The following is a 14,798-nucleotide window of genomic DNA, read 5'->3' on the forward strand; positions in this document are numbered from 1 at the left end:
ATATTAGCACGCAAACCAGGAGAATAACTTTAATAATGACGCCAATATTTTAACTATTTGAAGAACGGAATCTGTACACGTAATAGCACACGAGAATCAAATAAGACTCATTCTCATATCTGTTTTAGTTAGTAACAGAGATGACAGATGATAGCTAATCCAAAGTAAAGATAGGGGTAATTATTTATGGCCTCACAATATGACTTTACTGTCACACTCCACGATCTCGCTTTTATTCTTAAGCAGATCAAAATATCTGAAGCAGCAACTAATCCGGATGGTTCGATCAATGGCGATGCCCTTCGAGAGTCAGTATCCAGCCCGCTATTACCCTATGGACTGCGCACGGTAGACGGTTCGTGGAATAGCCTTTTGCCCGGCCAGGAGTTATACGGCTCTGCCGACCAGACAATGCCGAGGTTAACCGCATTGAATTGGCAGGATGCCGATGAGGGGTCCAGCTACTTCCAACTTGGTGGTACGGTTACTGATGCAGACCCCAGAATCATCAGTAACTTGATTTCGGACCAAACAGCCTCTAACCCTGCCGCTCAGGAGGTGTTTGACGCATTATCAGGCGTGCCAGGCGGTGGTACCATCACCGGGGAAGGCAATACCTTAACCATCCCTAACCAGTCTCCGGATGTTGGACTCTCCCCTGCTTTTAACGGCTGGATGACGTTCTTTGGTCAGTTTTTTGACCACGGCCTGGATCTGATCCCTAAAGGTGGCAACGGGATTGTTTTTATTCCCTTGCAACCCGATGACCCGTTGTACGAGGCAGGTTCACCAACTAACTTTATGATCCTAACCCGGGCCACGGTTGATAAAGACCGTGAAACGGTCAACACGACGACGCCATTTATTGATCAAAACCAAACCTACACCTCTCATCCTTCGCATCAGATTTTCATCCGTGAATACGTATTAATTGACGGTATACCAGAGCCTACCGGTAATTTGTTGGGCGGTGCTAACGGTGGTCTGGCGACCTGGGCTGACGTCAAACATCAGGCTGAGACCTTACTCGGTATTACACTCACCGATCAGGATGTCTTTAGTGTTCCACTGCTGGCGACCGACCGTTACGGTAATTTGATTTTAAGTGACAGCGGTAAAGTACAAATTGTCACTAAAGGTGGCCTGGTTGAGGCTAACGGTGGCCCGTTACCTTCAGATACATTCCGGACGGGACATGCGTTCCTCGATGATATTGCCCACACGGCTGCGCCAAAAGCGGGCCTGGCTGCTGATAGTGATGGTGCCGTTGGCAACGGTAACGCAACCGAGCAACCAGCAGGTACTTACGACAACGAACTGCTCGATCGCCACTTTATCACCGGCGACGGGCGCGGTAATGAAAACATTGGCCTGACTGCCGTCCATGCGGTGTTCCACAGCGAACATAACCGCCTGGTGGAACAATATAAAACCACCCTGCTGGAAACCGGCGATGTTGACCTTATTAACCAGTGGTTAATGCCCAAACACCAAATAACCGAACTGCCCGAAGATACCAGCACCCTGGTCTGGAATGGTGAGTACTTATTCCAGGCAGGACGTTTCTCTACGGAAATGCAGTACCAGCACCTGGTGTTCGAGGAATTTGCACGTACAGTGCAACCTGCCGTCGACCCGTTTGTCTTCTCTAACACGGCGGATATTAACCCACTGATCTTTGCCGAATTTGCACATGTGGTGTATCGCTTTGGCCACTCGATGCTCACAGAAACCGTGGCGCGTACCGATATCGACAACGAAAACGGCGATCTCGATTTAATTACTGCGTTCCTCAACCCGGTGGCATTTAATCAAATCAACGGTGTGGGTGTTTCTGATGATGCGGCCATCGGCGCAATTGTTCGCGGCATGACGCGTCAGGTGGGCAACGAGATTGATGAGTTTATTACCGATGCCTTGCGCAATAACCTCATCGGGTTACCGCTGGACTTAGGTGCACTCAACATTGCGCGCGGTCGTGATACCGCAATGCCAACGCTGAACCAGGCTCGCGAGCAGTTCTTTGAACTCAGCGGTGACTCGCAGTTGCGCCCCTATACCAGTTGGGCCGATTTCACCACCTACCTGAAAAACCCGGCGTCCATTATTAACTTTATGGCCGCCTACGGTCAGCATGAGCTGATCCTTAACGCCACCACCCTCGTCGAAAAACGCGCGGCGGTTAACTTCCTGTTGTTTGGCGATAAAAACAATGCCCCACCAGCAGATGCGCTCGATTTCTTCAACAGCACCAACTCATGGGCTACCAAAGAAACCGGCCTGAATATGGTCGATTTCTGGATCGGCGGCCTGGCCGAGCGCAAAAACGAATTCGGCGGCATGCTGGGTTCGACCTTCAACTTTGTGTTTGAAACGCAGATGGAAATGCTGCAGGACGGCGACCGGTTCTACTACCTGAGCCGTGTTCAGGGCCTGAACCTGCTCAATGAACTGGAGGCAAACTCGTTCTCCGCACTGGTGATGCGTAACAGCGACCTTGGCGAAGCGAATTCCTCTCACCTGCCCGCTAACCTGTTCCAGACGCCGGATCATATCTTCGAAGTCAACACCTTGTTGCAAATGGAAAGTGACCCAACATGGGGGAACCCGCTGAAAGACCTGCTGACACCTTTGCTGGTGCGACGGGCTCCGGGGAATGATGTGGATGGTGATACCCATGCCGACGGCGGCTACCTGAAATACATCGGCGACGGACATGTGGTACTCGGCGGCACTGCCGGAAACGACACGTTAATTGGCGGTAAAGGTATCGATAGCCTGTGGGGTGACGGTGGTGATGACCGTCTGGACGGGGGCGACGAAGCAGATGTAGTCCACGGCGGTGACGGCAATGACATTATTACCGACACCGGAACACCGGTTGGCGATGCTGATTTCCTGCACGGCGATGCCGGGCACGATGTCATCTTCTCCGGTAACGGTAACGATCTGGTCTTTGGCGGCAGCGGCAGCGACTTCGTAGTGGTTGGCGAAGATGCACAGGAGGTCTTCGGCGGTCTGGATAACGACTTTGCGTTGGGCGGTTCGGGTGCTGATACCCTGATGGGTAACGAAGGTGACGACTGGCTGGAAGGCGGCGACGGCTTCGACACGCTAGCCGGTGATAACTCTGAGCTGTTCTTCAACAGTACCATTATTGGTCATGATGTGCTGAACGGTCAGGGCAACGATACCGACTACGATGGTGAAGCTGGCGACGATATTATGGTTCAGGGCGCGGGTATTCAACGCAACAATGGTATGGCCGGTTTCGACTGGGCAATCCATAAAGGCGACCCGAACGGTGCGAACTCCGATCTCGGGATCCCGATTTTCGTTAATCAGCAGGAATTCATTCTGCGTGACCGCTTTGACCTGGTCGAAGGGCTTTCAGGATGGAAGCACAACGACATTTTGACCGGCACGGAACAGCCGATCGGCACCGCGCCGGTTCAGGGCACCCCGCTCTCCAATAACCTGACGCAGGAAGGTGCGGACAGGATCAACGGCCTACAGTCCATTCTCGGCGTCGAGCGTTCCTCTAACCCGAATGCGGTGTTGCTGAATCCGGATGACGGCAGCGACATCATCCTCGGCGGTGGCGGCAGCGACCGTATTATGGGTAAAGCGGGTAACGACATCATTGATGGCGATGCCTGGCTGAACGTGCGTATTGCCGTCACCGGCATGGCAGGACTCACCAGTGCAGAAAGCATGGCTGAGCTGAAGTCGTACATGCTGGCCGGCACCCTGAAACCGAACCAGCTGTCGATCGTGCGTGAGATCTTGCGTGAAGGTAACGGCACCGAAACTGACGTTGCGGTGTATCGCGATATCAGCACGAACTATGCCTTTACCCGTATGGCGGACGGTAGCCTTCGGGTCGACCACGCAACGCCGAATGCCGCCCTCAACCTGGATGACGGCACTGACCGCCTGCTGAATATCGAAAAACTGGAGTTTGGCGACGGTCAACAGCTGTGGGTCACCGCACAAAAAGCGACAGGTAACGTCAACATTAGCAGCGCGACACCTTCGGTCGGTGACTTGCTGCGCGTTAACGTGGCCAACTTGCTGGATGGTAACGGACTCGCGGCAAATACGGTGATCACCATGACCTGGCAGGCTCTGGTCAACGGACAATGGCGCGATCAGGCAACCGGCGTAGAGTTCAGAGTACCGGGCTCTATTCAGGGCGCTCCGCTGCGTGTGGTCGCCAGTTTTAACGACCAAATGGGCGATGCGGAAACCTTAGTCTCAGCACAAACCCAGGCCATTATGCCACGCAATCAGGCGACCACCGGCGCACCGGTGATTAACGACCTGACGCCGACTGAAAGCCTGACGTTGACCGCAGTGGTCTCCGGCATTGCTGATGCTGACGGTCTGAGTGGCGGCAACTTCAGCTACCAATGGCGAATGAGTTCCCCGACAGGGTTCATCAACATTGTTGGTGCAACATCGGCAACCTATACCCCAGGTCAGGCCGCTGTGGGACGCACGTTGCAGGTAGTGGTCACCGTCGTTGATGACGAAGGCAACCCCCCTGTTGTTCTGACATCAACCACCACTCAACCGGTGGGGGATCTGATTGTTGGTAATAACGGAAACAACACGCTGAACGGTACCGCATGGAGTGACATTCTGCGCGGTGAAAACGGCAATGACAATTTGTTTGGTGGTGCGGGTGATGACCTGCTGGTCGGAGGGGCCGGAAACGACAGCCTGTCTGGTGACGCGGGACAAGACACGCTGCAAGGCGATGCCGGAGATGACCTCCTCGATGGTGGTTTGGGGGCAGATAGCATGACCGGGGGTGCCGGTAATGACACCTACATCGTGAATGACGTTGGTGATGTGGTGATCGAAGGTCTGAACGGCGGGACGGACGTGGTTCGCACCAGCCTCAGCAGCTACGACATGACCGGTAACGTTGAAGAACTGGTGTTCACCGGCAGCGGCAGCTTTATCGGTACCGGTAATGGGCTCGCCAACATCATTACCGGTGGTGCGGGCAACGATCAGCTGTTTGGTATGGGAGGCAACGATCAGCTGTTCGGTGGGATCGGGAATGACTTCCTGGATGGCGGAGACGGCAATGATAACCTGCAAGGTGGAAACGGCAACGACGTCATGATTGGCGGCGCGGGCGTCGATACCCTCACCGGCGGTAACGGTGACGACATCCTCAATGGTCAGGAAGGCAATGACAATCTGGATGGCGGTACCGGGAATGACATCTTCGCCTTTGCCGCCAACTTTGGGCGAGACCGCATCACCGGTTTTGACAGTAATCCTAATGGTGGTCAGGACTATCTTGACCTGGTTCAGTTGGGCATTAATGCGGGGAATTTTGCCAGCAGCGTGTCCATCACCGGCAGTAACGGCAATACCATCGTGACTATCGGGGCTGACAACATCACGTTGGTCGGCGTCAATTCAAGCACCGTCACGATAGGTGATTTTTATCTGGAAACGCCGAACACCCTTGCCAGTAATAACGGCAACGGTTCATTGATCGTATAAGGAGAAGACTATGTCGCGCCAGCATACGCCAACAGAACTGAATGATGCATTAAAAGGAACGAAACCTACTTTTCTTATCCTGTTATTTTTTAGTTGTGTGATTAATATGCTTATGCTGGCGCCGGCAATTTATATGCTACAGGTTTATGACCGCGTTCTGGTGAGTAAAAACACCACCACGCTGTTAATGTTAACCTTACTTATTGTCGGATTATATACTGTCATTGCCATGATTGAATCAGCCCGTGCTAAGGTCATGGTTCGTCTGGGAAATCGGCTGGATGTGAAGTTAAGCCAGCTGATTTTTAACTCAGCGTTTAAAAGAAAGATTGCCACCGGAGAGAACAATCCCGCGCAGTCAATAGCAGAACTTGACCAGGTTCGTCAGTTTCTTTCTGGCAATAGCCTGTTTGCTCTGCTGGATATTCCGTGGACCCCCATTTATTTATTCATCGCCTTTCTTGTCCACCCTTTATTGGGATATCTCTCCCTCGGCGGGATATCCATACTGTTTATTCTCACCATAGTGTCTGAATTATCGACGAAGCGACCTATTCAACAAGCCCATGCGTTGACCATCAACAATGCCACCAAACTCAATAAGCAGTTGCAAAACTCCGATGCCATTGAAGCGATGGGGATGCTCTCTACCCTCAAGTCCAACTGGCAAACCCAGCATGACAAGGTGCTGGTATTACAAACGCAGATCGCCGACAAAACGGCAGGATTAAGCAGCCTGAGCCGCTTCGTGCGAGTGTTATTGCAGTCCATCGCGCTGGGCGCCGGTGCGCTACTGGTGATCGGGGGACAAATTACCCCCGGCCTGATGATTGCCGCCTCGATTATTCTGGGGCGCGTTCTGAACCCGGTTGAACAGGTGATCGGCAGCTGGAAGCAGTTTGTGCAATTTCGCAGCGCGTGGCACCAGTTATCAAACCTGCTGAAGGAGTACCCGGCTCCGAAAGATGTCCTGACTCTGCCAAAACCCAAAGGCAATATCAGCGTCGAAGCCGTCTTTGCGGCCGCCCCCGGTCAGCATACTCCGCTGCTACGCAATATTTCATTTCAGCTTGAACAAGGCGAAGTACTGGGGATTATCGGCCCGTCAGCCTCAGGCAAAACATCGCTGGCTAAAGTGCTGGTCGGCGTGTGGAAACCGTTATCGGGTAAAGTCAGGCTCGACGGCGCGGATATTTGTCAGTGGGATAAAGAACTGCTGGGTCCGTCCATCGGCTACCTTCCGCAGGATGTCGAGCTGTTTGACGGTACAATCGCGCAAAACATCGCCCGTTTTACGAAAAATGACAGTGAACTTATCGTGGCGGCCGCGCTGCTTGCGGGTGTGCACGAGATGATCCTGCGCCTGCCGCAGGGGTATGACACTTTACTGGGTTCAGGTGGATATCAATTATCAGGTGGTCAGCGTCAGCGTATCGGGCTGGCGCGCGCGGTGTATAACAACCCCGCATTTCTGGTCCTTGATGAGCCAAATGCTAACCTGGATGATGCCGGTGAATTTGCCCTCATCAAGGCGATTAATACCCTCAGAACCCAGGGGCAAACCACCGTGATCATCTCCCACCGCCCCACGCTGCTCGGTGTGGTGAACAAGGTTTTACTGCTCAATGAAGGGGCTATCCAGGAGTTTGGTACCCGTGATCAAGTCTTTACCACGTTACGCCAGGCCAATGTATTAAAACCAGTGGCGACAGCGTCTTCATCTAACAATGAACAAAAACGCGAGGCATGAAGATGAAAAAGAATACAAAAGGTTCTGGAAATCCGGGGTCTTCAGGTGTGGATACCAATATCTGGGCGCCGATTGTTCGGGGAATCATCGTCATCGTGCTCGGCGTTGGCGGCTTTCTGCTCTGGGCGGTACAGGCGCCGTTGGATGCCGGGGTGGTCGCGGATGGCACGGTGACGGTATCAAGCAACCGGAAAACAATTCAACATCTGAGCGGCGGACGTGTAACGGATATCTTCGTTAAAGAAGGTGACCAGGTCAAAAAAAATCAGGTCCTCGTCCGTCTGGATAAAATGCAGCTCGATATGCGTTTCAGTGCCTTAAACGCGCAGTATATTTCAGCAAAAAGTATTGAAGACCGGCTGATGGCAGAGCGAGACGGCCTGGAGGAGATTGCCTTCAATAGCGCGCTGACTCAGCAATTTTCCGGGAATAAACGTCTGACAGAAGTCAGAAATTTGCAGGCCAAACTCTTTGATACCCGGCGTAAAACGATTCAGGATGAATTGTCGATGATTCAGGAAACGCTTGATGGCCTGATCGGGCAGACGGAAAATCTCAACAAAATAAAAGGTTATCGCGATCATCAGTTCACGCTGATTAACCGCGAGCTCGGCGCAATTCGTGCATTGAGTGAAAAAAACTACTACCCGAAAGCGCAATTACTGGTGCTTGAACGTGAGGCCGCTGAAATCTCCAGCAGTGTATCCGAAGATATTCTGAACATTGCCAAACTCAAATCTCAGCAAAATGAGTTGAAAATCAAAGCATATCAGGCGCGTCATCAATACCTGCGTGAGGTAGAGTCTGAACTGACCGAAAACCAAAAAGAAGTCGCCATGCTGGAAGATGAACTGGTATCTACCCGTCATGAGCTGGATAACACAGAAATTCGCTCCCCCATTAACGGTGTGGTACTGGACGTTAAGGTCAGTACCGTTGGCGGTGTAATTCAACCGGGCGAACATCTGATGGATATTGTTGCCGCCGGACAACCGATGCAAATCGATGCCAAAATACCGGTACATGCCATTGATAAACTGGCGCCAGGGTTAACCGTGGACGTCCTGTTCCCGGCCCTTAACCACGCGTTGCTGCCGTCAGTACCTGCGCATGTATTAACCGTCTCCGCTGACCGGTTAATTGATGAAGCCACCCAACAGCCCTATTATCTCGCCGAAGTGCAGGTTTCCTCTGAAGGTGCGCGCTTGCTGGGTGATTACAAGATTAAAGCCGGGATGCCCGCCAGCGTAACGATAAAAACCGGCGAGCGGACATTTTTAAGCTACCTGTTTAAACCCTTACTCGCCCGTCTGGAACTGGCGTTTAAAGAATACTGATCGTCAATTCATTACCCTGACAGGAACCCTGGTGCTCATTCGCGAGCATCAGGCCTGTTTATGCCATTGCTGGTCGCCCTGCTTTCTTGTAACCTTCCCCTTCGCAAGCCTACTGCGTGCGTGAATGATTAATTTGCACCCCTGAACTGGACTTCATATGAATGCTCATACTTCGAAAGACCCTTTACACGGCGTAACGCTTGAAATGCAGGTCACTGCGCTGGTTGACCGCTTTGGTTGGGCTGAGCTGAGCCAACTCATCAACATCAACTGTTTTAAAAACGATCCCAGCGTTAAATCCAGTTTAAAATTTCTGCGCCGCACGCCCTGGGCGCGCGCTGAAGTAGAAGCGTTGTATCTTGATTCCCTGAATGATGACGCCCCGGAAAACACCGAGTCACCGGACTTCGATCCCTGGGCTAATAGTCGCGCTAATAAGAAATAAGAGCCCTTTCAGATGTCTGCACCCGGTTTTATTTCAGGTCATTACCAGAAAAAGCTGGCGAATCTCGTCGCCCGTTCTCGCAACATACTGCCGATAACCAACGTGAAATGGTTCGCCGTGCTCGTCGGCAGCATGTTTTTACTCGGCAGTTGCTCTTCCGAGCCGCCGGTGCCGAAAACCTCGCCACAGCCGCCGTTAACCAAACCGCAGCGTAGTCAGGAGCCGATGCGTGGTGTCTGGCTGGCAACGGTTTCGCGCCTGGACTGGCCGCCGATCTCCTCGGTTAACGGCAGTTCGTCCGCCATCCGCATTAGCCAGCAGAAAAAAGCGCTGACGGACAAGCTGGATAATCTTAAGCGTCTTGGGATCAACACCGTGTTTTTCCAGGTCAAGCCAGATGCCACCGCGCTATGGCAATCCAAAATTTTGCCGTGGTCAGATACCCTGACGGGCAAAATTGGTGAAGATCCGGGTTACGATCCGCTGCAGTTTATGCTCGACGAAGCCCATAAGCGTGGGATGAGAGTCCATGCCTGGTTTAATCCGTATCGCGTTTCTGTCAACACCAAACCCGGAACGGTAACGGAATTAAATAATACCTTGTCCCAGAATCCATCCAGCGTCTTTGTTCTGCATCGGGACTGGATCCGCACGGCGGGTGAGCGTTTCGTCCTCGACCCGGGCATTCCTGAAGTCAGGGACTGGGTAACCAGCATCGTGGCGGAAGTGGTTGAGAATTATCCCGTCGACGGCGTGCAGTTTGATGACTACTTCTATACCGAATCACCCGGTTCTGCACTTAACGACAGTCAGACCTTCAGAAGATATGGTCAAGGATTTGCCTCGAAAGCGGACTGGCGACGCCATAACACAGAAAAGCTCATTGCGCAGGTCTCGCAGACTATCAAGAAACTGAATCCTGAAGTGGAGTACGGCGTCAGCCCGGCAGGCGTATGGCGTAACCGTTCGCACGACCCGGCGGGTTCCGACACGCGCGGTGCGGCGGCCTATGATGAATCCTATGCAGATACACGCCGCTGGGTTCAACTGGGCCTGCTGGATTACATCGCCCCACAGCTTTACTGGCCTTTTGCCCGGGATGCCGCGCGTTACGATGTGTTGGCAAAATGGTGGGCGAACGTGGTCAAGTCAACCAACACGCGCCTGTATATCGGGGTTGCGCTGTATAAGGTTGGTGAGCCGTCAAGAAAAGAGCCCGACTGGGCGGTTAACGGTGGTGTTCCGGAACTGAAAAAACAGCTCGATATGAACGAGACTGAACCGCACATCAACGGTACGATCCTGTTCAGAGAGGATTACCTTAATCAACCCCAAACCCAGGATGCGGTAACCTATATCCGCACCCGCTGGGGGCAGTAATGTTGCCACTGTCCGCCGCTATGGCATCAAGCGGCGGATGTTAGTCGATACAGATGCACACCAGATGACCGCGCTGAAGCTGGATTGCCCCCTGCCGTTTGAGTCTGGCAAGGGTATCCATAACCGTGCTACGCGAAAGTCCAGTACGATCCCGAATGTATTGTGCTGCAGAGATCCTTTGTCTGATCTCCTCAGGTTCTTGTTGCAGCAGTTCGAGGTGTCCCCAGACCATATCTGTGGCACTCCGGCTGGTGATAAGGCGATCGCGTTGGCTCATTACCTGGATAATGTAGGCTTCAACGACCGCTACCGACTCCCATAACTGATCGCGATTCACGACCGTCATAAAATCTGTTTTCTTGATAACGTGTGTCGTACAAGGACTGACGGCCTCAATATCATAAAAATTTTGCCCGGTAGGAAGAAAAAACTCTGCCATTCCCAGCATTATCGGCGCCTGCTGGCTTGCCAGAATAAGACCATCAATGCGACGTCTTATCACGATTCTCCCCTCTGTCAGCAGCCAAATTCCGTTCTCTCCCTGCGAGTCCATAATAAAAGACCCACTGCGATATAAGGATTGTGGTTCGGAAAGTGGTAATAACGCATTGAAAAGTCGGGAAATATTTACCGACAGAAGTTCGTCACTGCGACCTGATTGTTCGGGGGGATTTGTCATAGCGTTCTCAAGATTATTTATATTGCCTCTCTTCAATAATTATCCTTCTGAACGGAAAAAGCAAATGAGGAAAATCCAATTTTGGATTGGCTTATATCGGATAATTTTCGAGAAAGTCTTATTTTATACTTTTAACATATTAACACTCTTTGCCATTAAAAATATGGCGATAATGTATCGCTAACAACGGGAGTTTTTATGGTACTCAATTATATTGCATTAGCGATGCTCATTTTCGTGTTCTTAGTTATTTTTTATGGCGTACTGATTTTGCATGACATTCCCTATGAAATTGCCAAAAAGAGAAATCACCCACATCTGGATGCGATCCATGTAGCTGGTTGGGTAAGCCTGTTTACGCTACATGCGCTCTGGCCATTTCTGTGGATATGGGCAACGTTATACAGTGATAAACAGGGTTGGCATGGTCATGTCTCGCGTAATGATACGCAGGAACTTACCGCGCGGATCGCCTCGCTGGAGAAAACACTCGAAAAAATAGCACCCGGTAATGTTCAGGAATCGAAGGTGAATTGATCGTGGAAACATTATTAGTATTAAGTTACGCCGCTATTGTTTATGCCATTTTCAAGATATTTAAAGTACCGTTAAATAAATGGACAGTCCCTACAGCGGTTCTTGGTGGGATAGTTATGCTGGGCGCGTTAATTCTCACCATGAATTACAACCACCCCTATACCGAGGATGCGCAAAAACTGGTAGTGGGTATTCCTGTTGTCCCACAGGTTACGGGCGTGGTGTCTGAAGTCACGGATAAAATTAATACACCGATCAAAAAAGGTGAGATTCTGTTTAAAATTGACCCTACCCGCTACAAAGCCAAACTGGAAAAACTGGAAGCGGACATTGTCACGGAAAAGCATGACGTTATGGCGCTGGAAGAAAAACGCAACAGCGCGCGTCTTCAGTTTGAGCAGGCGAAAGCAGAGCGCGATAAGTATTACAAAAATTATCAGCGCTACCAGCAAGGAAGTCGGGCTAAGGTTAATCCCTTTACTGCCAATGATATTGATACCGCGCGTCAGGATTATCTGGCGCAGGATGCGGCGATGGATGCCGCCCATGCTGAATTGAACAGCATTCAAAAAGAACTCGACAGCAGTATTAATGGTCAAAATTCACAGATTGCCAGTTTACAGGCACAAATTGATGAGGCGCGATTCAATTATGAACAAACGATTGTTCGTGCTCCAAGTGACGGTTATATCAGTCAACTCCTGGTGCGGCCCGGAACCTATGCCTCGAGGCTCCCTTTTAAACCGGTGATGGTATTTATTCCTGCCCATAAGAATCAAATTGTGGCGGCTTTCCGTCAGAACGCTATTTTACGTCTTAATGTTGGCGACGATGCAGAGATTGTTTTTAACGGGTTGCCGGGACAGGTGATCGAAGGAAAAGTGGTGAACGTGGCCCCGGTAATCCCTACCGGAGCCTATTACGCCCAGGGCACGTTACAATCACTGAATATGGCGCCAGGAAGCAACAAAGTGCTTGTGAGCATTGATGTCGGTGAGAATCAGGCGGAACAGCAGTTGCCAGATGGCGTGGCCGCGCAGGTTGCGGTCTATTCCGCACACCATTTTGAAGCCTTGTCGTTGCTGCGAAAAATACTGTTGCGTATGACCAGTTGGATGCACTACCTGTATCTGGATCACTAATGGCGTATTCGGGCGCAGACGTTGCGCCCGAATACCAGTTTTACGGAATCAGGCCGCGGCTGGTTCAGGCAATTTGAATGTCGAAACCAGCAGCGCTAACTGCTCGGCCTCTTCTTTAAGCACCTGGGTACGTGCGGCAGCGTCATCGATTAACGACGCATTCTGCTGCACGGTGCTGTCCATTTCAGTTACCGCCAGCGTGACTTCTGAAACACCTTTGCGTTGTTCTTCCCCCGCTACGCGAATTTCACCCATCAACTGGCGTACCTGGCGCACATTGCTGACCAGTTCTTCCAGCCGTTCGCCGGCAGTGTGAATTTGCTGACTGCTGCTGCCCACATGAGACACCGACTCATCAATCAGCGCTTTGATTTCCTGAGCGGCCGTAGCGCTGCGCTGTGCCAGCGTACGAACTTCAGAGGCGACAACGGCAAATCCTCTCCCCGCATCGCCCGCGCGAGCGGCCTCAACGGCAGCGTTCAGGGCCAGAATGTTGGTCTGGAAAGCAATACTGTCAATCACCGCGACAATTTCTACCATTCTGCCGGATGAGCCGCTGACGTTATCCATGGTGGAGATCACCCCCTGCATCACATCGCCGCAGCGGTTGGCCGTTTGCGCGGTATTGTCGGATAACTCATCTGCCAGCTGCGTATTGCTCGCATTTTGATGAACGGTCGCATTTAACTGTTCCATCGCCGCTGAACTTTCTTCCAGCGCCGCTGCCTGCTGCGTCACCCGTGAAGAGAGCTCCATATTGCTGTCTGCCAGGCTGACCGCGTTATTGGCGACCACCACGCTGCTGCTTCTGACGGTAATCAGGATGGCCGCGATTTTATCGACAAACAGATTAAACGCCTCCGCGATGGCTGAAATCTCATCTTTGCCGCGGACATCGAGACGACGGGTCAAATCACCTTCGCCCTGCGCAATATCATCCAGAGCGCGACGCGTATCGTCCAGACGCGAGATCAGTCTGCGCACCACCAGCCAGGAGCCCACCAGCAGAACCGTCATAATCGGGATCAACACTTCCAGGACGTCCTGCATCATCACTTTTGCAAGGCCAACAATGCGTGATTCTGGCGTGACCAGGCCCACCACCCAGCCGGTGTTCGCCATCGGGAACAGCATCACTCGCGACGGTGTATTCAGCACGCCATCGTTTTCCAGCGTAATGGTTTTCACCCCGTCGGCAACGCGAAGCGACTTCAGGCCATTTTCGACCGGAGCCAGCCATTGCGCAGTGCGGGACAGATCGCTAAATGTTTTCTGTTTTGCGTTATCGGCCTGCGGGAAGTACAGGATTTGTCCCTGTTTATCGACCACAAACGCATAGCCACCGGTGCTGTTGCCCTGCTGCTGCATAAAGGTCGCGACGTTATCCAGACGAATATCGGTGGTCGCTACTCCGGCAAACGTGCCCGAGTGCAGGTATGGGATACTGCAGGTCACCATATTGACGCCAGAACTGGCATCCTGATAAACATCAGACCACAAACAACTGTTCTGAGAATGCCCTTTGGCATGCTGATACCAGCTTTCGTTGTGATAGCCATTTGAACCTTCGGCGTTATAGTCGTTGGAAAAATCCAGTTTCCCCTCCGCGTTACGCGCCCAGAAAAAGCTGCGCTTCTCCACGCCCGGAGTGAAAGCATTTGGCTCCGGCCAGATCCCGCCGCCGGTAATAATCGAATTCTTATCCTCGCCAATCAGGTGCGGCACCACGCTTTGGTACAGGGATTCATCGTTAGGTAATACTTCAGCCAGACGTGACAGACTAACGGTCTCGCCCTCAATACGCGATAACACGGTACTCAGTTGGCGGGTTAACCCTTGCCCCGTCTCTTCGATCAGGGCGGTATTGATCTCAACAACCCTGGGCTGACCGCGCCAGAGCATAATCGCGACAATCACCAGGGTGGTGACGGCAAGCAGCAGAATGCCGCCAATGGTTAAACGCGTGGAAATACGAGTAGGATACCAGGCCATACAAACTCCT

The 14,798-nt window shown here is 52.0% G+C and carries 9 protein-coding genes; 7 read left to right on the forward strand and 2 right to left on the reverse strand.

Going from position 1 to position 14,798, the window contains the following annotated elements; translation table 11 throughout:
• The first annotated feature begins 186 nt into the window (after positions 1-186).
• From FDX01_RS15945 to FDX01_RS15965, 5 genes are all read left to right on the forward strand, one after another.
• A complete protein-coding gene (locus FDX01_RS15945) occupies positions 187-5,526 on the forward strand; it encodes a peroxidase family protein (protein ID WP_137400131.1) in 5,340 nt (1,779 codons plus the stop codon).
• Positions 5,527-5,536: 10 nt separating this feature from the next.
• Positions 5,537-7,276, forward strand: a complete 1,740-nt coding sequence (locus tag FDX01_RS15950) for a type I secretion system permease/ATPase (RefSeq protein WP_137400132.1) — start codon at positions 5,537-5,539, stop codon at positions 7,274-7,276.
• Between the two features lie 2 nt (positions 7,277-7,278).
• The gene (locus FDX01_RS15955) at positions 7,279-8,613 is read left to right on the forward strand and encodes an HlyD family type I secretion periplasmic adaptor subunit (protein WP_117342788.1); all 1,335 of its coding nucleotides are present in this window, start codon (positions 7,279-7,281) and stop codon (positions 8,611-8,613) included.
• 157 nt (positions 8,614-8,770) lie between these two features.
• On the forward strand, positions 8,771-9,058 hold the full coding sequence (locus tag FDX01_RS15960; RefSeq protein ID WP_096757060.1) for a VF530 family protein: 288 nt from the start codon (positions 8,771-8,773) through the stop codon (positions 9,056-9,058).
• 12 nt (positions 9,059-9,070) lie between these two features.
• Positions 9,071-10,438, forward strand: coding sequence for a glycoside hydrolase family 10 protein (locus tag FDX01_RS15965; protein ID WP_137400133.1), 1,368 nt, complete (start codon positions 9,071-9,073; stop codon positions 10,436-10,438).
• 40 nt (positions 10,439-10,478) lie between these two features.
• On the opposite strand, the gene FDX01_RS15970 is transcribed toward FDX01_RS15965, so the two are convergent.
• A complete protein-coding gene (locus FDX01_RS15970) occupies positions 10,479-11,117 on the reverse strand; it encodes a helix-turn-helix domain-containing protein (protein WP_135912040.1) in 639 nt (212 codons plus the stop codon).
• A 198-nt stretch (positions 11,118-11,315) separates the two neighbouring features.
• Between FDX01_RS15970 and FDX01_RS15975 the strand changes: the two genes are divergently transcribed.
• Together FDX01_RS15975 and FDX01_RS15980 are read left to right on the forward strand one after the other, a co-directional pair.
• Positions 11,316-11,654: a DUF3302 domain-containing protein gene (locus FDX01_RS15975; protein ID WP_096757054.1), complete on the forward strand. Its 339-nt coding sequence runs from the start codon at positions 11,316-11,318 to the stop codon at positions 11,652-11,654.
• A 2-nt stretch (positions 11,655-11,656) separates the two neighbouring features.
• Complete coding sequence (locus FDX01_RS15980; protein WP_115259944.1) at positions 11,657-12,796, forward strand: HlyD family secretion protein; 1,140 nt, start codon at positions 11,657-11,659, stop codon at positions 12,794-12,796.
• Between the two features lie 48 nt (positions 12,797-12,844).
• Here FDX01_RS15980 and FDX01_RS15985 read toward each other — a convergent pair whose 3' ends face one another.
• Entirely contained in the window at positions 12,845-14,788 is a 1,944-nt protein-coding gene (locus FDX01_RS15985; protein ID WP_137400134.1) for a methyl-accepting chemotaxis protein, read from the reverse strand.
• Positions 14,789-14,798 lie beyond the last annotated feature (10 nt).

It is taken from the genome of Citrobacter sp. wls613 (genome assembly GCF_005281195.1).
GTDB lineage: Bacteria > Pseudomonadota > Gammaproteobacteria > Enterobacterales > Enterobacteriaceae > Citrobacter > Citrobacter gillenii.